Origin of the sequence: Streptomyces sp. NPDC052299 (assembly GCF_040679335.1) — a bacterium.
In the GTDB taxonomy this organism is placed as follows: domain Bacteria; phylum Actinomycetota; class Actinomycetes; order Streptomycetales; family Streptomycetaceae; genus Streptomyces.
The window spans coordinates 321,223-341,652 of sequence record NZ_JBFAUP010000002.1; the positions used below are offsets into that span (position 1 = coordinate 321,223).

Here is a 20,430-nt window from a genome sequence, read left to right on the forward strand (position 1 = left end):
GGTCAGCTCTCTTCCACGTCCGCGCCGCTGAGGAAGCGCAGCGGATTGCGGCGGGTCAGCAGGTCGATCAGGTCGTCGTCCACGCCCGCCGCACGGAGCTTGGGCAGGAAGCTGCCGAAGAGGTGGCCGTAACCCTGGCCTCCTTCGGAGGTGAGGTAGCCGTGGCGGGAGATGTCGCAACTGAGCAGGGCCCGGTCGGCGTGCCCTGCCTCCAGGAGCGCGAGCAGGAGCCGCAGCCGGGTGTCGTCGCTCTGGTAGCCGTCCTTGCCGACGGTGTCGAAGGCGACGTACGCGCCGCTCGCGGCCAGCTCCCGGTGCACCGCCGGGTCGTCCAGCAGATCCTGGTGGCCGAGCGAGATCCGGTGCGCGGGCAGCCCCTCGCCGGTGAGCAGTTCCAGCTGGGCGAGGCCGCCGCGGCCGAGCTGGGCGTGGGTGGCGACGGAGAGCCCGGTGGAGAGGGCGGCCCGGGCCGCGGCACGGAGCACCTTGCTCTCCGGTGCCGTCGGGGTGTCCCCGTGGCTGCCGATCTCGCCCAGGACGCCGGGGCGGATGCCGGTGGTGCCGATGCCGTCCTCGATCTCGTGGACGAGGGTGGCGGTGAGGTCCCCGACGCTGCCGCGGTCGATCTCGGGGGTGTGGAACGGCTCGTAGTACCAGCCGGTCGCGGCGACGACGGCGACCTGGGCGTCCCGGGAGATCCGGGCCAGGGTGCGCACGTCGCGGCCCATGCCGCGGCAGGTCAGCTCGACGACCAGGGCGAGTCCGTACTCCTCGCGGAGTGCGGTCAGTTCGGCGGTGACGGCGGCGGTATGCCGGCCGGCGGCGAGCACGGCGCCGCCGTCACCCCGGCGGTCGAGGTCGAGGACGAGGTGTTCATGGGCCAGGGCGGGGCCGCGTACCGCGTCGGGGGCGATGTCTCCGAGGACGGTACGCAGCACAGGGGCGGAGCTGTTCATCGTGGGGGGTCCTTCTCGGGTCGGCCTGCGTGATCCAGGGGCGGGGCTATCCCTTGACCGGTGTGAACAGGTCCATCCAGTACAGGAGGTTGAGGAGGATGCCGCCGACGATCACCGCGGCCGGTGCCGCGGCCATCCGGACGACCGGCCGGCCCATCGCCTCGTTCAGCAGGTAGAGCCCGCCGACGACGAGGATGCCCAGACCGCCGCCCATGGCGTTGGCCGCCATCAGGGAGCCGAAGAGGATCGCCAGCTGAAGCGTCTCGCTGATCGCGCTGCGCAGGTGCTCGGAGGAGTCGCGGACGCTGGGCAGCCGCCCGAGGAGCCTGCCGATGTAGGACAGGGCCAGCACCTCGGCCGCGAAGACCAGGGCGCCCACGAGCGCGGCCAGGAACGGGTTCGGCATCAGGTACCCGATGGGGTACACGAGCGTGAAGCCCGCGATGCCGTACGCGCCGGAGGCCAGCGCGGTGGTGGCGATCAGCGGGATGAAGCCGAAGACGCGGTAGAAGTCGACCTGCGCCGCCTCGGAGTACTGCCCCTTCGCGATCAGGAAGCTGGTTGCCTCGCCGCCGCCGAATATGTGCATCTGGGCGAGCACACAGACTCCCGCGCCCAGCACCATGAACAGCGGCAGGTACTTGCGCAGCCGGGCGGCACTCGCGCTGAAGAGCGAGGCCATCGGGTCGTCACCCTCGATGACGGGTTCGCTCACGCCCGCGGCCCTGTCCGCCTTGCGCTGGGCGACGTCCTTGGCGACGGCGAGACCGATGAGCATCAGCACACCGACGGCCATCGCCAGCGCGCCGGCGAACATGTTGGGCCACAGCTTCATGGTCATGACGACGAGCGCGAATTCCAGCAGCCCCGCGATGCCGCCCCACTTGCGCCCGAACTGCTTGGTGATGGCCAGCACCGGGAACAGCGTGAAGAGGAAGAGGATCGGGGTCGACATCTGCTGCATGGCGGTGATGAAGTCGACCGGCAGGTCATGGGCCACGTTGTTGGCGCCGTTGAGTCCGAAGACGACGACCGCGCCCCAGGCGCCGCCGAGGATCGGCGCGAGCCACTTCTTCGGCGACAGCATCCCGAGGATGTCGGTGGGCAGGAAGAGGAGCCACGGGTTCAGCACACCGGTGGACAGCGCCATCGGGGCGCCGAGCCCGAAGATGAACCCGGCCGAGAGGCCGAACGAGACCGCCGTCGTCGCGCTGCGCGTGGTGCGGCCCTGGATGAAGTCCAGGAGAAACGGCCGTACGCCGTCGTTGAAGACGGCCAGCGCCATGTGGGAGATGTACGCGGTCAGCGCACAGAGGGCTATGACGGTCAGTTGCTGGGCCAGCGAGAAGTCGAGGCTCGTACCGGCTGCGAGTGTCGTACTCACGGGGTCACTCCTTCGTGCCCGGGGTGATCAGAGCGGATGGCTGGAGTCAGCCGCGGGCGGCGATGGCGCGCGCCATGAGGGGGGCGATGGTGTCGATCTGGTCCATCGAGAAGCCGAAGACCTTCTTGCCCTCGTCCAGCAGGGCGGTGATCTGCTCCTCGGTGGGGACGTTGCGGCCGAAGGTGTGGCAGACGGCGCTGCCCATCAGGCCGACGAGGACGCCGAGCGAGGCACCGGCGCCCGTGTGGCAGGTGCCCAGGTAGTAGTCGGCCTGGGCGACGCGCAGCTTCATCGCGGCGTCCATGTCGCTGGAGGCGGTGACCTCCAGGCCCTCGATGCCGAGCTGCTCGATGGTGTGGGTGACCTCGGTCTTGCCGACGCCGCCGGCGAGGATCTTCGTCATGTCCTGCTTCTTTCCGGATGGTGGGGAAGGGGTGGTGGTTCAGGAGGAGGGCGCGGCGGGTGCCTGCTGCGCCAGTACCGCGAGGTGCATGCCGAGGAAGTTCACCTCGGACTCCGGGAGGGTGGCACCGAGTTCGCGCCGGGCGCGCTCGGCGACGGCACGGGCGCGGCTGACGGCCTCTGGGTGTCCGGCCAGTTCGGCGGCGACCTGGTCGTCGGTGAGGAACTGCTCGATGGCCTCGTCGTTCAGGAGCCGGGTGAGCGCCATCATCAGGTGACTGGTGAGCATGCCCGCGGTCGCCTCGGTCACGGTGTTGCCCTCCGCCTCCAGGGCGGCCAGCTCGGCCGTGACGAAGTCGGCGACCTCGGGCTTGATCTGTCCGCCTTCGCGGAAGAGCTGAATCCGAAGGGCCAGCTGGTCGTCCATGGCGATCCTCCTTAAATCGACAGTAACCAGGATTCTGTATTTTGTTGTGGTCGAAGGTCCTGTCGGGGCGGGACCTTCGACCCTTCCCGGCCGGCCCCCGGGCCGGGGCTCAGTACGAGGGCAGGCGCGTGCCCTCGATCACCTCGCGCTGGAGCGAGGTGATCAGTGAGAGATCCAGGGAGTCGCGGACGGCGGCCAGGGCCTTGGCTCCTTCGGTCCGGCCGATGACGGCCGCGCTCGAGTTGCGCAGTGACAGCTCGCGGGTCACCTCGTCCCCCAGGGGGAGGACGTCGACGCCGAAGCCGAGCCGGTCCTGCACCTCGTCCAGGTTCCAGACGGTGGCGTCGACCTCTTCGCGGGCGAAGAGGTCGGGCAGCTGCATGTACGAGGCCTCCAGCCGCCGGACGTCCGGGCGCCCGGCGAAGACCAGGTCGACCAGCATGCGCAGGTCCTCCGACGCGTGGTCGACTGCGACCCGCAGGCCCGGGGTGTCCAGGTCCACGCCGTGGCGCAGGAGCATGCCGTGCGCCCCGACGTAGGTGGCCGGCCCCAGGTCCGCCACCAGCTCCACCGGGTGCTCGGCGATCAGCTCGTCGGCGGCGAAGCGGGACAGTACGACGAGGTCGACCTTGCCTTCCAGCAGGGCGGCGGTGCGGGCCCCGGCGCCTCGCATGAACGTGATCGCGAAGGGGGCGCCCGCCTTCTCGAAGGCGCCGCGCAGTCCGGTGGCCAGGCCCTCGTACCGGCGGGAGTACGGGAGGGGCATCGCGGCCAGCAGTGTCCCGAGCCCGGAGAGCCGCCAGAGTATGGAGCGGTCCGAGTGGGCGAGGAAGGTGCCGAGGTGTCCCCGGGCGGTCGTTCTGATGGCGCCGGACTCCTCCAGCAGCTGCAGGGCCGCCTGGACCGTGCCGTTTCCGCAGCCCAGTTCCTCCGCGTAGTCCCGCACCCGGGGCAGTCGCGTGTCCGGCTCGTGGTTGAGCAGCAGGACCGCGAGCTGGCGGGCGGCCAGTCCGTTGCGCGTGAGGAAGCGCTCATCGAAGGCGTTCACATAGGGAACAGTAAACAGGATTCTGGATATTGACAAGGGTCCGCGCCGGAGTGCCCGGCTCCCGCTGCTGCCGCCCCCGATGCCCACGGCATCGGGGGCGGCAGCCCAAGCGTCGCGGCGTCAGCCGCGCGTCAGCCGCAGCGTCACCAGCTCGAACGGGCGCAGCGACAACCGCACGCCCTCGCCGTCGCTCTCGGGCACCGGGGCACCGGCCAGCGGCCGCTCCAGCAGGTCGGTCGCCACGACGCCCGTCGCCCGGAAGCCGGGGGCCAGGCGCACCTTCGCACGGCCGCCCGTCGACTCGTAGAGCCGCACGACGACGTCGCCGCTCCCGTCGTCCGCCAGCTTGACCGCGCTGACCACGACCGCGTCGTTGTCGACACCCACCAGCGGTGCCACCTCGCGCTCACCCTCGACCCGGCGCTCCGGCAGATTCACCCGGAACCCCTCGCGGACCGCGTCACCGATCGCCGCCCCGGGCACCAGCGCGTGCCGGAAGCGGTGCACGCCCTGGTCGGTCTCCGGGTCGGGGAAGCGCGGGGCGCGCAGCAGCGAGACCCGCACGGTGGTGGTCGTCCCCGCGTCCGTGTCCCGCACGGTGCGCGTGACGTCGTGGCCGTACGTCGAGTCGTTGACGAGGGCGACGCCCCAGCCCGGCTCCTCCAGGTGGACGAAGCGGTGGTTGCACGCCTCGAACTTGGCCGCCTCCCAGCTGGTGTTCGTGTGCGTCGGCCGGTAGAAGTGCCCGAACTGCGTCTCGGAGGCGTACCGCTCGGCATGCACGTCCAGCGGGAACGCGGCCTTCAGGAACTTCTCCGTCTCGTGCCAGTCGACCTCGGTGTCGATGTCGAGCCGCTTGGCGCCCGGCTCCAGGGTGAGCAGCTGGGTCACCTTCGAGTCGCCGAAGCGGCGGACGATCCGCACGCCGTCCGTCACCGGGGTCAGCTCGTCGAGAGCGGTCAGGTCCGTCACCGTGTTGCGGTAGAACGCGTCGACGTCCCACGCGTCCCACATGTTCGGGAAGTCCGGGTGGATCTGGAGCAGGTTCGCCGCCGCGCCGGGAGCGACGGTCTCGCGGTCCGCGGCGATGTCGTACGCGGAGACGACGAGCCCCCGGCCGTCGATCTCCACCCGGAGCAGGCCGTTGTCGAGCACGTAGCCGCCGCCCTCGCGCGGGGCGGACCGGGTGGCCCCGGCGGTCGCGGCGCCGGCCGCCGCTCCGGCGGGGACGCCGCCGCGGGCGTGCGGCGCGGCGTTGAACACGAGGGCCCGTCCGCCCGCCGGGTCACCGGCGAGCGCGCGCTGCGCGGCGTCGATGACGCCGGTCAGCTCCTCGGCGACGGCCGCGTACGTCTTCTCGGCCTCGCGGTGCACCCAGGCGATCGAGGAGCCGGGCAGGATGTCGTGGAACTGGTGCAGCAGCACCGTCTTCCAGATCCGGTCCAGCTGCTCGTACGGGTATGCGAAGCCGGTGCGCACCGCGGCGGTGGCGGCCCACAGCTCGGCCTCGCGGAGCAGGTGCTCGCTGCGGCGGTTGCCCTGCTTCGTCTTCGCCTGGCTGGTGAGCGTCGCGCGGTGCAGCTCCAGGTAGAGCTCGCCGACCCAGACCGGAGGGTTGGCGTACTCGGCCTCGGCCTTGGTGAAGAAGTCCGTGGGGGTCTCCCACGTCACCGTGGCCGAGCCCTCCAGGCTCCGCAGCCGGGCCGCCTTGGCGATCATCTCGCGGGTGGTGCCACCGCCCCCGTCACCCCAGCCGGTCGGCGCCAGCGAGTGCTGCGCGACGCCCTTGTCCTTGAAGTTCGTCGCCGCGTGCGCGATCTCGCTGCCCTTCATCGAGCAGTTGTACGTGTCGACGGGCGGGAAGTGCGTGAAGATCCGGGTGCCGTCGATGCCCTCCCAGTTGAAGGTGTGGTGCGGGAACTTGTTGGTCTGGCTCCACGAGATCTTCTGGGTGAGCAGCCACTTGGAGCCCGCGGCCTTGATGATCTGGGGCAGCCCGGCCGCGAATCCGAAGGTGTCGGGCAGCCACGCCTCGTCGTTCTCGATGCCGAACTCGTCGAGGAAGAACCGCTTCCCGTGCACGAACTGCCGGGCCATCGCCTCGGAGCCCGGCATGTTCGTGTCGGACTCGACCCACATGCCGCCGGCGGGCACGAACCGGCCCTCCGCGACGGCCGCCTTGACCTTCGCGTAGACCTCGGGGCGGTGCTCCTTGATCCAGGCGAACTGCTGGGCCTGCGACATCGCGAAGACGAAGTCCGGCTCGTCCTCCAGGAGGGCGGTCATGTTCGACGTCGTACGGGCCACCTTGCGGACCGTCTCGCGCAGCGGCCACAGCCAGGCGGAGTCGATGTGGGCGTGGCCGACCGCGCTGATGCGGTGGGCGGAGGGCGCGGCGGGCGTCGCGAGGACATCGGCCAGCTCCGCGCGCGCCGCGGCCGCCGTCCCGCCCACGTCCTGGAGGTCGACCGCGTCCAGCGCCCGGCCGACGGCGCGCAGGACGTCCCAGCGCCGGGCGCCCTCCACGGGCAGCTCCTGCATGAGCTCGCCCAGCACCTCCAGGTCCTGGACCAGGTTCCACACGTCCTCGTCGAAGACGGCGAGGTCCATCCGGGCCAGCGTGTACTGCGGCTCGCTGCCGGCGGTCTCCTTGTCACCCAGCCGCGTCGGAAGGAAGGGGTGGTAGTCGAGGATCACCGGGTTGGACGCCGCCTCGATGTGCAGCAGCACCTCCTCGCCGCCCGCCACCGGGGCGCCCACCCGCACCCACTGATTGCGCGGGTTAAGGCCCTTCACCGGGGTGCCGTCGGGCCGGTAGACCAGGCCCTCGCACTGGAAGCCCGGCATGTTCTCGTCGAAACCGAGGTCGAGCAGCGCCTCCACGGTCCGGCCCGCCCACGCCTCCGGCACCCTGCCGGAGACCTTGAACCAGGACGTGCCCCACGGAGCGCCCCACCGGTCGCCGACCGCGATCGGCTCGGTGGCCCCGGCCAGGCCCTCGGCGACGGGCACGGGCTCACCCGGCGCATTCCAGACGGCGACATCCAGCGGGACGGACTCCGGGTATACGGCGGGACGGATGCGCTCGTCGAGGACGCGCTTGAGACGGGCTTCGACCAGGCTGCGGTCGTCGTGCATGAGGGGGCTCCGTTGTGAGTGGTGGGTCGGGTGGGGGGTTACCAGCGGTGCGCGGTGGAGGCGGTGCCGGAGGTCGTGTACAGCTCGCCCACAGCCCTGACCTGGAAACGAGCGGCTTTCTCGCCCGGTTCCCGGCGCAGACCGGGCACGAAGAACGCGGTGGAGGCGGTGGCGCCCAGGAAGCGCCGGGTCCCGTCGGGCAGCACGCGGTGCAGCTCGTAGTGGCGCGGAGCCCCGGGGGAGCGGTGCCAGCGCAGGCGCAGGTCGGTCCCGCCGGCGCCCCGGGTCGCTCCGGTGACGCGGAGCCCCGACGGCGCGGCGGGCGTCTCGGCCCGGTCCCGGACGGCCACGGCGCCCAGCCGCCAGCGCACCGGACCGGCCGCCGTGAGGCGTACGCCGAGCGCGTGGACCGTACCGGACAGGGAGTTCAGCCGCAGCGTGGAGGTGGTCCACCCGCTGCCTCCCGCCCGGAGTTCGCCCGCCGGGACGTACGTGTACGCCACCGGGTCGCCCGGCCGGTCCGGCTCGTGCAGGGCGACGGCGAGCTCGACGGTGACCGGGCCCGACCCCGCGTCGGTGCGGTGGGTCAGCTCCACGACCGTGCCCCGGGACAGCGGCAGCCGGGTGCGATGGAGATCGACGGTGACCGGGGCGCCCGGCTCCCCGGCGACCAGGAGGCTGCTGCCCCCGCGCCAGGCGTCCTCGAAGTCGAAGCCCACGGACGGGCGCCGGCCCTCGGTGCGGACGACCCAGCGGCGGCCCGGCAGCCGGTCCTGGACCCCGAGGTGGTTCCACTCGGCGTCCGAGGCGACCCGGCCGTTCTCGTACCAGCGCAGTCCGTGGCCGGTGTTGAACGTGGTGGCGAACGGCAGCCGGTCCACGGTCGAGCGGTCGGCCACCGCCGTCGCGGGGGCGCGCCAGCTGTCCGCACGGTCCGGCCGGGCCGGGTCCAGGGACCGCCCGGTCCAGAACCGCTGGTCGGCGGCGTGGAACTGAGCGGGCGTACGGTCCTCCGGAAGATGGCTGCGGGTCCACTCCGGCCGGTAGAAGCCGTAGCCGACGGTGTGCGGGCGGTCCGCCGGAATGATCGCGTCCCAGTCGACGGGCGCCTCCCAGCCCTTGGACTCCACATCCACACCCGCCCACAGGGCGTACCGGCTGCGGCCGGCGGCCTCGGCGTTCGCCGCGGAGGAGACGAGCGACGCGGGCGTCCAGCGGAAGTCGACGAACATCGAGTCCGCCTCCCGGAACAGCGCGGTGTTCTCGGCGTTGAGCGCGCCCTGCCAGCCGACCTCGCCCCGCACCGTCATCGCGTCGTACCAGGTGATGCGCAGCCCCGCCGCGTCGCTGCGCGCCCGGAGCTCGGTGACGAAGGCGAGCATCTCGGCGCCGAGCGCGGCGTCCCCGCCCTCGGTCTCGGCATTGAGGAACCAGCCGTCGAAGCCGTGCGCCACGGCCGCCTCCACCAGCTTCGCGGCGAGCGGGAAGCGCCCGGCCGCGTCGCGCTGCACGAGGTCGCGGGTCCACCGGAGGTCGCCGCCGTGGTGCACGGGCGGCAGGAACACGGTCCCGAGCACGGGCACCCCGTGGCGGTGGGCGGCGTCGACGACCGGGGCGTTCGGCGCGAGGACCAGCCCCTCGCCCGCCGAGCCGCCCCAGAAGACCAGCTCGTCGATGTACGCCCAGTGGTTCAGGGCGTAGTAGTCGGCGGTGGCCGAGCCCTGGGACGGATTGCCCGCGGTGTTCCCGAAGGCCACCAGGGAGGTGATCCGCGCCTGGTCGGTCCGGACCGTGGTGTTGGCGGGGACCGGGGTGAAGCGGTCGGCGAGCGGCACGGAGGCGGTGTTGAACGGCAGGTCCGGGTCGGTCTCGGGGCGCCAGGCCTTCAGGCTCCGCCAGGTAATGCCGTCGCCGGGCGTGCCGGTGGGCAGCGAGTCGGGGAACCAGTACGAGGCGCAGGGCTGCGCTGCGGCGGGTGCGGCGGCGTGGGCGGTCGTGGCCAGGCCGGGGGCGAGCAGTGCGGCGGCGGTTCCGGCTCCGGCGAGAACCACGGTGCGGCGGCTGGGCGCGGACGGGCGCCGTGGGGACTGGGTCATGGTGTGCTCCGTATCGTGCGGGTTCGATTCCGGTGCGGTGCGGGGTGACGCGAGGTCAGCGGACCTCTTCGGGCGTGACGACCTTCGTGATGCCCCGGGCGGCCAGGTGGTCCTGGTCGGACGCCCTGCTCGCGAGGACGGTGGTGGGGCGGACGCCGTCGGCGGTGAGCCGGGCGAAGGCTTCGAAGACCGCGCCGCCGGGGGCGCAGACCGAGCGGCGGGGTGCGGTCTCGTCGTCGCCGGTGTCCACGACGAGTGCCGTGGTCCGGGGCGCGGGCCGGTGGGCGCGGTCGCGCTGCTCCCGGACGATGCGGGCGATGGTCCGGCCCGCCGGCTTGACCCGGCGGTCGTTGGTCAGCAGCCCGAGGCCGTACTCCAGCTCCGGGAAGTCGGCCAGCGAGCGGGACACGTCGTGGGAGCACCACCAGGTGACGCCCCATACGTCCTCGCAGTCCAGGGCGTTGGCCACGGTCGCCTCGGTGAATGCGGCGGCGTGCTCGGCGGGGACCAGCGGAGCGGGCGCGCCGACCTCCTGGAGCCAGACCGGCCGGTGCGGGTCGAGCGCCCACGCCTTGGAGAGTTCGATGAGGTAGGCGGCGTGGTGCTCGGTGGCGGTGCCGGTACGGCCGTGCCGCTGGGCGGTGCCGTTGAAGACCCAGGAGTGCACGGCGGTGACGGCGCCCTTGCGTGCGGCCTGCGCCGGGGTGAAGGCGTGGTCGTCCTGGTACCAGGCGGCGTCGTACTCGGCGTGCAGGTGGAGCTTGCCCGGCGCGCCCTCCTCGCAGGCCGCCAGCATCCGGGTCAGCCAGGCGTCCGCCTGCTCGGGCGTGATGCGGTCGGGGTCGGGGTGCGGGTCGCCGGAGAACTGGTTGATCTCGTTGCCCAGGGTCATCCCGATGAAGTGCGGCCGGTCGGCGAGGGCGGCGGCCAGGGTGCGCAGGTATTCGGCCTGCCCGGAGAGGACGTCCGGGTCGGTGAAGAGGTTGCGCCGGTGCCACGTACCGGTCCAGGCGGGCAGGAAGTCGAAGCTCGACAGGTGGCCCTGGAGCCCGTCGACGTTGACGTCGAGGCCGCGTTCGGCGGCGGCGTCGGCGAGCTGGACGAGCTGCTCGACGGCACGTGGGCGGATCAGAGTGCGGTTGGGCTGGAAGAGCGGCCAGAGCGGGAAGACCCGGATGTGGTCGAGGCCGAGGCCGGCGATCGAGTCGAGGTCGGCGCGTACGGCGTCGAGGTCGAAGTCCAGCCAGTGGTGGAACCAGCCCTGACTGGGCGTGTAGTTGGCGCCGAAACGCAAGGGGGAGGTGCTCATACGGAACAGGAGTCCTGGTTCTTGTGGTGCGAGGGGGCGGTCCGGGTCAGCCCTTGACGGCGCCTTCGCCGACGCCCCGGAAGAAGAAGCGCTGCAGCCCCGCGAAGAGGATGATGAGCGGCAGAACGGCGATGATCGTGCCCGCCGCGACGAGCCGTTCGTCGTTGGCGAACGTGCCGTGCAGGTAGTTCAGACCGATGGTCAGGGTGAAGTTCTCCGGGTCGCTGAGCACGATCAGCGGCCACAGGAAGTCGTCCCACGAGCCCATGAAGGCGAAGATCGCGACGACGGCGAGGGTGCCCCTGACGGAGGGCAGCGCGATCCGCAGGAAGCGCTGCCAGACGTTGGCCCCGTCCACGAACGCCGCTTCCTCGATCTCCACGGGAAGGTTGAGGAACGCGTTGCGCATCAGCAGGACGTTCATCGCGCCGACCGACCCCGGCAGCAGCACGCCCAGCAGGGTGTTGTTCAGCCCCAGGTCACGCATGGTGGTGAACTGGGCGATGATGATGCCCTCCACGGGTACGAGCATGGCGAGGATGAACGCCAGCGTCGCGGCCCTGCGCCCCCGGTAGCGGAGCCTCGCCAGGGCGTACCCCGCGAGCGCGGAGCCGACGCAGTTGGTGACCACGTTGGCGGAGGCGACCTAGAGCGAGTTCAGCGCGTAGTCCCAGACCGGGATCGTGTCGGCGACCCGGCTGTAGTTGTCCAGCGTCGGATCGCTGGGGAAGAACTTCGGCGGGGAGCTGAAGATGTCCTCGTTCGGGCCCTTCAGCGAGGTCGACAGCTGCCACAGGAACGGCCCGACGGTCAGCGCGAGGACCGCCAGCAGCAGCACGTACCGCAGCACGAGCTGCCAGGCGGGAACCCGTCGGCCCTCGGCGTCGGTGGTCTTCAGGAAGCTCACGCGTCCTCCTTGCGGTCGGCCCGCAGCACGAGCAGCATCAGGCCGACGGTGACGACGAAGATGACCACCGAGATGGCGGAGGCGTAACCGACCCGCCCGCTCAGCCCGGTGCCCACCCGCTGGACGAGCATCACCAGCGTGGTGTCCTCGCCCGCGGGTCCGCCGGACGGGCCGGCCATCAGGTAGACCTCGGAGAACACCTTGAAGGCGGAGACCGAGGAGAGGGCCGCGACCAGCACCATCGTGGACCGGATGGCGGGCACGGTGACCGTGAAGAAGCGGCGTACGACTCCGGCACCGTCCACGGACGCGGCCTCGTGCAGTTCCCTCGGTACGTTCGCGAGGGCGGCCAGGTAGATGATCATGTAGTAGCCGAGGCCCTTCCAGACCGTGACCGTCATCGCGCTGCCCAGCAGCAGCCACTGGTCGCTGAGGAAGCCGACCTTGCCGATGCCGACCGCCTCCAGGACCGCGTTGATCAGCCCGCGGTCGTCCAGCATCCACACCCAGATCAGGCCGACGACCACGATGGACGCGACGACAGGGGTGTAGAAGGCCGACCGGAAGAAGGTGATGCCGGGGATGTGCCGCTGGACGAGCATCGCCAGCAGCAGCGGCAGGATGACGAGTGCGGGGACGACGCCGACGACGTACAGCACGCTGTTGCGCAGGCCGGTCCAGAACATCTCGTCGTGCAGCAGTTCCCGGAAGTTCGCCAGGCCGACGAACGAGCCGGGGACCAGCGTCCGCCGGTCGGTGAAGGAGTTCACCAGCGTGCTGAAGAACGGGTAGAGGCTGAAGGCGCCGACGACGAGCAGACCGGGTGCGGCGAACAGCCAGGGGCTGAGGGGCAGATGGCGGCGGATCCGGCCGGCGGGCCGGCCTGCCGCTGCGGTGGGGGAGGGGAATTTCACGGGAGGGCTCAGCTCTGCTGCAACAGCCGGTCACACGCCTTGACAGCGTTGTCAAGAGCTTCCTTGGGGCTCTGCTTTCCTTGCAGCGCCTTGGCGATCTGGTTGCGCAGCTCGGTCTTCATCTGCTCGCTGAACAACACCGGGGTGTAGTTGACGGCCGTCTTCAGGGACTTCGCGGCGGCGACACGGACGCGGGTCTCGTCCGTCCCGTCCTCCTTGGTGAAGTACGGGTCGTCGAGCGAGCCGGCGGTGCTCGGGAAGATGGCGACCTGCTTGGCGAACTCCATCTGGCGGGTCGCGTCGGTCACGTAGTGGGCGAAGGCCACGGCGGCGGGTTTGCGCTTGGACTGCGCGTTCACCATGACGCCCATGACGTACATGTTGGCCTTGCCGGTATTGCTGACCTGGTCGGTGATCCCGATGTTCTTGTAGAGGCTCGGGGCCTGCTTCTTGAAGTTGGCCAGGTCCAGCGCGCTGCCCGGATTCATCGCCACGGACTCGGTGAGGAACTTGTGGCCCGAGGACTCGGGGGTCGCGGTCAGCGCCTGCGCGTCGAGCGCCTTGGCGTCGTACAACTCCTTGTAGTGGGTGAGGAGTTCGACGCCCTTCGCGTCGTTGAAGGCGAAGCCCGTGCCCTCCTTGTTCATCAGCTGCCCGCCGTACCGGCCGAAGTCCTCGATGGTGGGGACGTTGGCGAGGGTGGCGACCTTGCCGTGACTCTTCTCCGCGAGCTTCAGGCCGTCCGAGAACACCTCGTCATAGGTGGTCGGCGGCTTCGCCGGATCGAGGCCGGCATCCTTGAGCAGCCGCTTGTTGTAGAACATCGGCCCGGTGTTGAGGTACCAGGGGAAGGCGTACGTGCCCTCTGTGCCCGGTATCTGGTGGCTCTTCCACGCGCCGTCCAGGTACTCCTTGCGGTACTTCGGCGCGGCCTTGTCGAGGTCGAGGGCGATCCCGGCCTTGGCCAGCGGCGCCACCAGGTCCGGCGAGACGTTGACGACGTCGGGCAGGGTGCCCCCGGCCGCGTCCGCGCTGATCTTGTCCGCGTAGCCCTCGCCGGGGCGGTCGACCCACTTGACCTCGGTGCCCGGGTACTTCTTCTCGAAGTCCGCGATCACCCCGTTGAAGTAGTCCTTGAAGTTCGCCTGGAGGTTCCAGGTCTGGAAGGTGATCTTCCCTTCGACCTTGCCCGAGGCGTCGGACGAGTCCGAGCCGGAGCCTCCGCCGCAGGCGCTCAGTGGCAGGACGGTGGCGAGGACGGCGGCAGCGGCGACTGCTCTGCGGGAGATGTGCACGGTGAACGGCTCCTTTGCTCGGACCAGGCGCGCGGACGGTGGCCCGGAGTCCCTGACCCGGCGGGCCGCGTTCGCCCGACAGACCCTGCAATGCGCCTGCTCTCAAAGTCAATACATTCACCGGAACGTAATCTCTCTTCGTTGCATCAGTGCAGCTCAAAGGCTTGTGAGGTGCTATTGACGCCTGCTCACTAATGCGCTTTAGCTAGATGCAGCTCAAGCGCATTAGTCGGTGGGGCGACCTCTCTCGACCGAACGGCAGGGGAGGCTCTACGATGCCCCGGGGGCGACCGGGCCCGACTGTCCGTCAGTACCCCCGGGCGAGGCAGAAAGTGAGGCACGGTGGCTCCGAAGCGGCCGACCATGAAGGACATTGCCCAGCGGGCCGGGGTCTCGGAGAGCGCCGTCTCCTTCGCGCTCAACGACCGTCCGGGTGTCTCCGAGGTCACCCGCGCCCGGGTGCGGCGCGTCGCCGAACAGCTGGGCTGGCGCCCGAGCGCCGCCGCCCGCGCCCTGTCCGGCGAGGGGTCGGCCACCGTCGGCCTCGTCGTGGCGCGCCCGGCGGCCAACCTCGGTGTGGACTCCTTCTTCCTCCAGCTCATCTCCGGCATCCAGGAGGTGCTGTCCGAGCGTCATCTGGGCCTGCTCTTCCAGGTGGTGGACGACGTGGCGGACGAGTGCGGGGTCTACCGGCGCTGGTGGGCCGAACACCGGGTCGACGGCGTGCTCGTCGTGGACCCGCGCACGGACGACCCCCGCGTCTCCCTCCTCGACGAACTGGGCCTCCCCGGCGTCATCATCGGCGCCCTCCCGGGCACCGACACCGGCCCCCACCCCGGGCTCTCCCAGGTCCGCGCCGACGACGCGGGCGCGATGGCGGCGATCGTGGGCCGGCTCTACGAGCTGGGGCACCGGCGCATCGTCCACATCGCCGGCCTGCCCTCACTCGCGCACACCGACCGCCGCATCCGCTCGCTGCGCCTGGAGGCGGACCGGCGCGGCCTGACCGGGGCGCACTCGGTGACCACGGACTACTCCGACACCGAGGGAGCCGCCGCCACCCGCCGGGTCCTGGAGCGGGTCGACCCGCCGACCGCGCTGATCTACGACAACGATGTGATGGCGGCGGCCGGGGTGGCCGTGGCGACCGGCCTCGGGGTCCGGGTCCCGGGCGATGTGTCGGTGGTGTCCTGGGAGGACTCCGCGCTGTGCCGGCTGACCGCCCCGTGGCTCACCGCGCTCTCCCGCGACCCGGTCGCCTTCGGCCGGCTCGCGGCACGAGAGCTGACCACCCTGCTCGACGGCGGCTCGCCGCGCACCGTGCGGGTGGACCTGCCCGAGCTCATCGAGCGCGGCAGCACGGCGACGGCGCGCGAGACCGCCGGCACGCACTGACTGCGGAGCCTTCCGCCGCCGGGGTGCGAAGAGCGCCCGTGGTTCCGATCTCTGCCGGTCACACAAGGGCGAGGAAGAGTTTCTCCAGCTTTTCTTGTGACAGGGGAGGGGCGTCAGGGTCTCCCGTAGGGGCGGGTCGCGCGGGGTCGTGCGCTCGGCGCCGGAGGCGGCCGCCCTGGTGCGGGGCGGCCGGCGGACGCCTGTCGCCTGCAGATACCCCCCTGGGTATTTGACAAGGCGGGCGGGGCTTCGTACGGTCGGAAGCGTAATACCCCACGGGGTATTCAGTGGATCGGGGACCGAGGTCGCCGCCGAACAGGTCGGCCCGGGTCCCGCAAGCCGCACCCCTGCCCGGCGCGGGCACTCTCGCGCGGGCCATCTCTCGGTCCGATGGACACCCCGCGCGGGGCATCGGCCTGTGTTCGTTCCGGAGGTTTCCGTGTTCTTCTCGCAGTACTACCTCGAGTGCCTGTCCCAGGCGTCGTACATGATCGCCGACGAGACCACCGGCCAGGCCGTGGTCGTGGACCCGCGCCGCGATGTCTCGGAGTACCTGAACGATGCCGAGGCCCGCGGTTTCACCGTCGTCGGCGTCATCAACACGCACTTCCACGCGGACTTCGTCGCCGGCCACCTGGAGATGGCTTCCCGTACCGGTGCGTGGATCGGCTACGGGCAGCGCGCCGAGACCGAGTACGAGATCCGCAAACTGGCCGAGGGCGACACCATCAGCCTGGGCGAGGTGACGCTGAAGGTCATGGAGACCCCGGGGCACACGCCGGAGTCGATCAGCGTGCTGGTCTACGAGCGCGCCGCGGACACGGTCCCGTACGGGGTGCTGACCGGTGACGCGCTGTTCATCGGTGACGTCGGCCGCCCCGACCTGCTGGCCTCGGTCGGGGTGACCGCCGAGGAGCTGGGCGCGATGCTGCACGACAGCGTGCAGAACAAGTTGATGGGCCTGCCCGATGAGGTGCGCGTGTTCCCCGCGCACGGCGCCGGCTCCTCCTGCGGCAAGAACCTGTCCACCGAGCGGCAGTCGACGGTCGGCGAGCAGCGTGCGACGAACTACGCCTGTGCGCCGATGAGCGAGCAGGACTTCGTCGCGATCGTCACCGCCGGGCAGTCGGCGGCTCCCGGGTACTTCGCCTACGACGCGGACCTCAACCGCCGCGAGCGCGCGCTGTTCGACCCGGAGAGCGCGCCGCAGGCGCTGGAGGCGCCGGAGTTCCTGGCCCGCCGCGCCGCGGGGGCCGTGGTCGTCGACGCGCGTGACCCGCAGGAATTCGCTGCCGGTCACGTGCGCGGTGCGGTCAACGTCCCGGCCGACGGCCGGTTCGCCGAACAGGCCGGCACCGTTCTGCCGCTCGACACGGAGCTGCTGGTCGTGGCGCCCGAGGGGCGTGAGGAGGAGATCGTCACCCGGCTCGCCCGGATCGGCTTCGACCGTGCCGCCGGATACCTGGCCGCACCCGACGAGGCGATGGCCGCCATGGCCGCGGAGACCGCCCCGGCCAGCCGCCTGACCGCCGCACAGTTGCGCGCCGAACTGGACGGGAAGACCCCGCCCGTCGTCGTCGACGTGCGCAACTGCGGCGAGCGCGGCGAGAACGGGTTCATCGAGGACGCCCTGCACATCTCCCTCGGGGAACTGCCGGGCCGGCTGGACGAGATCCCCCGCGACCGGCCGGTGGTCGTGCACTGCGCCGGAGGCCACCGGTCCTCCATCGCCGCGAGTCTGCTGCGCCACCACGGATTCACCGACGTCTCCGACGTCCTCGGCGGCTACACCGCCTGGGCTCTCCTGAACGCCGCCGCCTGACGCGCCGCCGCGCCGGCTCCCCCCTTCCCGTCCCCGATTCCGCCTTCTCTCCACGGAGCAGTTTTCATGGCCACCGACGCCACCCGCACCACCGCCTTCACGCCCGCCGCCCTTCAGTACCTGATCACGACCGGCGACGGCCCTCGACTGCTCGATGTGCGTACCCCCGGCGAGTTCCGGACCAGCCACATCCCCGGCGCCTACAACGTGCCCCTGGACACCCTGCGGGAGCACCGCATGGAGCTGGGGCGGCACCTCGACGAGAACGTGGTGCTGGTCTGCCGCTCCGGAGCGCCAGCCACGCAGGCCGAGGAAGCCCTGGCCGAGGCGGGCCTGCCCAACCTGCGGGTCCTCGATGGCGGCATGATGGCCTGGGAAGCCTCCGGCGCCCCGGTCGACCGTGGCCCGCGCCACTGGGAACTGGAACGCCAGGTCCGCCTCGTCGCCGGCTCGATCGTCCTCGTCAGCGGCATCGTGGGCTTCTTCGTCCCCGGCATGCATCTGATCGGCACCGCGATCGGGGCCGGCCTGACCTTCGCCGCCCTCAGCAACACCTGCGCCATGGGCATGATGCTCTCCAAGCTGCCCTACAACCGCGGCCCGCGCACCGACATCCGCTCCGTCATCGCCTCCCTGCGGAACGAAAAGCGCGTCAGCGTCGAGGAGGCCCACCGGCGTACCCAGGGTGCCCACGCCCCGGCCGTCCTGCTGGACGTACGCGAGCGGGGCGAGTGGGACGCCGGGCGGGCGCCCGGCGCGGTGCACGCACCGCTGTCCGCCCTGGCCGCGGGTGCGGCCCTGCCGCAGGCCGCCCAGGAACGGCCCCTCGTGGTGATCTGTCGCAGCGGGAACCGCTCGCAGCAGGCCGCCGATCTCCTCCGCGGCCGGGGCGTGGCCGCGGTGGACGTCGAGGGGGGCCTGCGGCGATGGGCGGGCGCCGGACACCCGGTCGTCGGTGCGAGCGGAAACGAAGGCTCGGTGGCATGACCGCCCTGATCCTCGCGCTCGTCGCCGGAACCGTCGTCGGCCTGGCGCTCGGCGGCCTCGGCGGTGGCGGCAGCGTCCTGGCCGTCCCCGCCCTGACCTACCTGATAGGCATGCCACCGGCGGAGGCGATCACCGCCAGTCTGATCATCGTGACCCTGACGTCCGTCACCGCGCTCGCGGGGCACGCCCGGGACGGCAACGTGGTCTGGCGGACCGGGCTGCTGTTCGCGGCGGCGGGCATCGTCCCCGCCATGCTCACCGGCGCGGCCGCCGGACATCTGCCCCAGGCCGGGCTGACCATCGCCTTCGCCGGTGTGGCGGGCCTCGCGGCCCTGCGGATGCTGCGCCCCGCACCGGCCACGGCCGCGGGCGAGGTACGCCCGGTCAGGGCCGGCGCGGCCGGGGCCGGCCTCGGCGCCGTGACCGGTCTGCTGGGGGTGGGCGGCGGATTCCTCGCCGTGCCGGCCCTGGCGCGAGTGCTGAACCTCCCCATGCGCCGAGCCATCGGCACCAGCCTGCTGGTCATCACCATCAACTCGATCGCCGCGCTCGGCGCCCGCGCCGGCACCGGAACGCATCTGGACTGGGCCGTCATCGCGCCCTTCACCGGCGCCGCGATCCTCGGCGCCTGGGACGGCAAACGCTACGCACAACGCCTCAGCGGCAACACGCTGCAGCGCGTCTTCGCGTACGCCCTGCTCGCGGTCGCGGCGTTCATGCTCGTCGACACGCTCGTCTGAACCCCCGCCGGTTTCCCGCCCAGGCCCGTCGCCCGTTTACCCCCGCTGGACGTCCGGCGGCCGGACCGGAACCGGGACCCTGACGGGGCAGGGGCCCGGCGCTCCGGAGTGAGCTCAACGCCACGTAACACGAAGCCGACCCTCGGTGAGGGCCGGAACGCGTCAGTTGCCGGCCAGGGCCAGTCCGGCCTCGCGGGCCTGCTCCTTGGCGGCGGTGTGGTGCTGGTCCGCGAGGTCCCGCAGTTGCTCCATGGCCGGTGTGGTGGCAGCCAGGGTCAGCTCGCGCTTGACCAGGGTGACGTCGGCCTGCCACACGTCCCGGACGATGCGTTCGAGGTACGCAGTGGAGTGGTCCCAGCCTTCGCGCGGCGTGCCGGGGCCGTAGCCGCCGCCGATGGTGGTGACCAGGGCGGTGGGCTTGCCCTTGAGCACGGGGTCGGTGGGGCCCGCTCCGGCGATCACGAGGTCGACCCAGGTCTTGAAGTGCTGGGAGACCCCGAAGTTGTAGAACGGCACCGCGAGGACGACCGCGTCCGCGTCGCGCAGCTCCTTGACGAGTGTGGCCGCGAGTGCCGAAGCGTCGCGCTGGGCCGGGCTGCGGTCCGCCTCGGGGGTGAAGCCGGCGGTGGTCGCCAGGGCCCACGCCTCGGAGGGCAGGGGATCGGTGGCAATGTGCCGTCGCGTCACGGTGGCACCCGGGTGTGCGGCAGTCCACTCGGCCTCCACCAAGGAAGCCAGCTCTGTGCTGGCCGATGTGGCCGGAAAAATGCTCGCGTCCAGACGGAACAGGTTCATGGTGGAACTCCTCAAAGACAGTCGTAGAGGGCGGGCGGCGGAAGGCCCCGGGGGTGGGAACTCCCCGCCCGCCATAAACGGACTATACCCCGGTTAATGTGAAGGGCGGTAGATTGGACAGGTGAACGCATCCCTCATCCCTCTGGGCCGGCCCCGCCCCGAACGCGCCGACGCCGTGCGCAACCGCGAACTGCTCCTGGCGACCGTCCGGGAGATGCTGGCCGAGGGGGGCGCCTGCAGCGTCACGATGGACGCCCTCGCCGAACGCGCGGGGCTGGGCAAGGGCACTGTCTTCCGGCGCTTCGGCACCCGGGCCGGCATCTTCCGCGCCCTGCTCGACGCCGAGGACCGCGCTTTCCAGGAACGAGTGCTCTGCGGCCCGCCTCCGCTGGGTCCGGGTGCGCCGGCACTCGACCGCATGGTCGCCTACGGGCAGGCGCGGATCGCCTTCCTGCTGGACCATCACAGCGTCGCCCGCGCCGCCCTCGACCGGAACCAGCCCGTCCCTGCCGGCCCGGCGTCGATCACGCGTGTGCACCTGCGCGTCCTTCTGGGACAGGCCGAAGTCGATCTCCCCGACCTGGACAGCCTGGCCGTCCAGCTGACCGGCGCCCTCGAAGGGCCGCTCCTGCTGTTCCTGGCCATGCCCGAGACCGACACACCCCTCTCCTCGGCCGAAGGCCGCCCACTGGCCGACAGCTGGAGCGTCCTTGTCCACCGCCTGCTGGGCGCCCCACCCGCCTGCGGGAGCGACTGACGGGGAACGCGGTCGCGGCCCTCACGGGCAGAGTGATGATGGCGTTGGAGCGCCCTGT

At 71.5% G+C, this 20,430-nt stretch carries 16 protein-coding genes and 2 pseudogenes; 6 read left to right on the plus strand and 12 right to left on the minus strand.

The window, feature by feature from the left end:
- Positions 1-2: 2 nt before the first annotated feature.
- The 11 genes and pseudogenes from AB0L33_RS04655 to AB0L33_RS04705 all read right to left on the minus strand — a co-directional run bounded on the left by AB0L33_RS04655 (position 3) and on the right by AB0L33_RS04705 (position 13,876).
- Positions 3-956: a phosphotriesterase gene (locus tag AB0L33_RS04655; protein ID WP_365677672.1), complete on the minus strand. Its 954-nt coding sequence runs from the start codon at positions 954-956 to the stop codon at positions 3-5.
- Positions 957-1,002: 46 nt separating this feature from the next.
- Positions 1,003-2,340 carry a YhfT family protein gene (locus tag AB0L33_RS04660; protein ID WP_365677673.1) on the minus strand — a complete coding sequence of 446 codons (1,338 nt, stop codon included), beginning with the start codon at positions 2,338-2,340 and terminating at the stop codon, positions 1,003-1,005.
- Between the two features lie 46 nt (positions 2,341-2,386).
- Positions 2,387-2,743, minus strand: coding sequence for a DUF2620 domain-containing protein (locus AB0L33_RS04665; RefSeq protein WP_365677674.1), 357 nt, complete (start codon positions 2,741-2,743; stop codon positions 2,387-2,389).
- A 39-nt stretch (positions 2,744-2,782) separates the two neighbouring features.
- Positions 2,783-3,169 (minus strand): transcriptional antiterminator, encoded by a 387-nt coding sequence (locus AB0L33_RS04670; RefSeq protein ID WP_365677675.1) that lies wholly within the window; start codon positions 3,167-3,169, stop codon positions 2,783-2,785.
- Positions 3,170-3,278: 109 nt separating this feature from the next.
- A complete protein-coding gene (yhfZ, locus tag AB0L33_RS04675; RefSeq protein WP_365677676.1) occupies positions 3,279-4,217 on the minus strand; it encodes a GntR family transcriptional regulator YhfZ in 939 nt (312 codons plus the stop codon).
- Between the two features lie 120 nt (positions 4,218-4,337).
- Positions 4,338-7,355 (minus strand): glycoside hydrolase family 38 C-terminal domain-containing protein, encoded by a 3,018-nt coding sequence (locus AB0L33_RS04680; RefSeq protein ID WP_365677677.1) that lies wholly within the window; start codon positions 7,353-7,355, stop codon positions 4,338-4,340.
- Between the two features lie 38 nt (positions 7,356-7,393).
- Entirely contained in the window at positions 7,394-9,451 is a 2,058-nt protein-coding gene (locus tag AB0L33_RS04685; protein ID WP_365677678.1) for an endo-beta-N-acetylglucosaminidase, read from the minus strand.
- Between the two features lie 55 nt (positions 9,452-9,506).
- Positions 9,507-10,760, minus strand: coding sequence for a glycosyl hydrolase (locus AB0L33_RS04690; protein ID WP_365677679.1), 1,254 nt, complete (start codon positions 10,758-10,760; stop codon positions 9,507-9,509).
- A gap of 46 nt (positions 10,761-10,806) precedes the next feature.
- Positions 10,807-11,667, minus strand: a pseudogene (locus tag AB0L33_RS04695) (carbohydrate ABC transporter permease).
- Entirely contained in the window at positions 11,664-12,581 is a 918-nt protein-coding gene (locus AB0L33_RS04700) for a sugar ABC transporter permease (RefSeq protein WP_365677680.1), read from the minus strand. Before AB0L33_RS04700 ends, AB0L33_RS04695 begins: the two are co-directional and overlap by 4 nt.
- 8 nt (positions 12,582-12,589) lie before the next feature.
- Positions 12,590-13,876 (minus strand): sugar ABC transporter substrate-binding protein, encoded by a 1,287-nt coding sequence (locus AB0L33_RS04705; protein WP_365677681.1) that lies wholly within the window; start codon positions 13,874-13,876, stop codon positions 12,590-12,592.
- 363 nt (positions 13,877-14,239) lie between these two features.
- Between AB0L33_RS04705 and AB0L33_RS04710 the strand changes: the two genes are divergently transcribed.
- The 5 genes and pseudogenes from AB0L33_RS04710 to AB0L33_RS04730 all read left to right on the plus strand — a co-directional run bounded on the left by AB0L33_RS04710 (position 14,240) and on the right by AB0L33_RS04730 (position 18,820).
- A complete protein-coding gene (locus AB0L33_RS04710; RefSeq protein WP_365677682.1) occupies positions 14,240-15,271 on the plus strand; it encodes a LacI family DNA-binding transcriptional regulator in 1,032 nt (343 codons plus the stop codon).
- Positions 15,272-15,710: 439 nt separating this feature from the next.
- Complete coding sequence (locus AB0L33_RS04715) at positions 15,711-17,093, plus strand: MBL fold metallo-hydrolase (protein ID WP_365677683.1); 1,383 nt, start codon at positions 15,711-15,713, stop codon at positions 17,091-17,093.
- A 66-nt stretch (positions 17,094-17,159) separates the two neighbouring features.
- Positions 17,160-17,735 (plus strand): annotated as a pseudogene (locus AB0L33_RS04720) (rhodanese-like domain-containing protein); the annotation flags it as partial.
- Complete coding sequence (locus tag AB0L33_RS04725; RefSeq protein WP_365677910.1) at positions 17,718-18,080, plus strand: rhodanese-like domain-containing protein; 363 nt, start codon at positions 17,718-17,720, stop codon at positions 18,078-18,080. The pseudogene AB0L33_RS04720 and the gene AB0L33_RS04725, both read left to right, overlap by 18 nt.
- Positions 18,077-18,820: a sulfite exporter TauE/SafE family protein gene (locus AB0L33_RS04730; RefSeq protein WP_365677684.1), complete on the plus strand. Its 744-nt coding sequence runs from the start codon at positions 18,077-18,079 to the stop codon at positions 18,818-18,820. Before AB0L33_RS04725 ends, AB0L33_RS04730 begins: the two co-directional genes overlap by 4 nt.
- Positions 18,821-18,982: 162 nt before the next feature.
- Here AB0L33_RS04730 and AB0L33_RS04735 read toward each other — a convergent pair whose 3' ends face one another.
- The gene (locus tag AB0L33_RS04735) at positions 18,983-19,615 is read right to left on the minus strand and encodes an NAD(P)H-dependent oxidoreductase (RefSeq protein ID WP_365677685.1); all 633 of its coding nucleotides are present in this window, start codon (positions 19,613-19,615) and stop codon (positions 18,983-18,985) included.
- 121 nt (positions 19,616-19,736) lie between these two features.
- On the opposite strand from AB0L33_RS04735, the gene AB0L33_RS04740 reads away from it, so the two are divergent.
- On the plus strand, positions 19,737-20,372 hold the full coding sequence (locus tag AB0L33_RS04740) for a helix-turn-helix domain-containing protein (RefSeq protein WP_365677686.1): 636 nt from the start codon (positions 19,737-19,739) through the stop codon (positions 20,370-20,372).
- The last annotated feature ends 58 nt before the right edge of the window (positions 20,373-20,430 follow it).

Excerpts from the sequence above, each read along its gene's own strand:
- AB0L33_RS04710 (WP_365677682.1), top strand. The coding sequence starts at position 14,240 with ATGAAGGACATTGCCCAGCGGGCCGGGGTCTCGGAGAGCGCCGTCTCC.
- AB0L33_RS04735 (WP_365677685.1), bottom strand. The coding sequence starts at position 19,615 with ATGAACCTGTTCCGTCTGGACGCGAGCATTTTTCCGGCCACATCGGCC.
- AB0L33_RS04690 (WP_365677679.1), bottom strand. The coding sequence starts at position 10,760 with ATGAGCACCTCCCCCTTGCGTTTCGGCGCCAACTACACGCCCAGTCAG.
- AB0L33_RS04685 (WP_365677678.1), bottom strand. The coding sequence starts at position 9,451 with ATGACCCAGTCCCCACGGCGCCCGTCCGCGCCCAGCCGCCGCACCGTG.
- AB0L33_RS04655 (WP_365677672.1), bottom strand. The coding sequence starts at position 956 with ATGAACAGCTCCGCCCCTGTGCTGCGTACCGTCCTCGGAGACATCGCC.
- AB0L33_RS04665 (WP_365677674.1), bottom strand. The coding sequence starts at position 2,743 with ATGACGAAGATCCTCGCCGGCGGCGTCGGCAAGACCGAGGTCACCCAC.
- AB0L33_RS04680 (WP_365677677.1), bottom strand. The coding sequence starts at position 7,355 with ATGCACGACGACCGCAGCCTGGTCGAAGCCCGTCTCAAGCGCGTCCTC.
- AB0L33_RS04730 (WP_365677684.1), top strand. The coding sequence starts at position 18,077 with ATGACCGCCCTGATCCTCGCGCTCGTCGCCGGAACCGTCGTCGGCCTG.
- AB0L33_RS04670 (WP_365677675.1), bottom strand. The coding sequence starts at position 3,169 with ATGGACGACCAGCTGGCCCTTCGGATTCAGCTCTTCCGCGAAGGCGGA.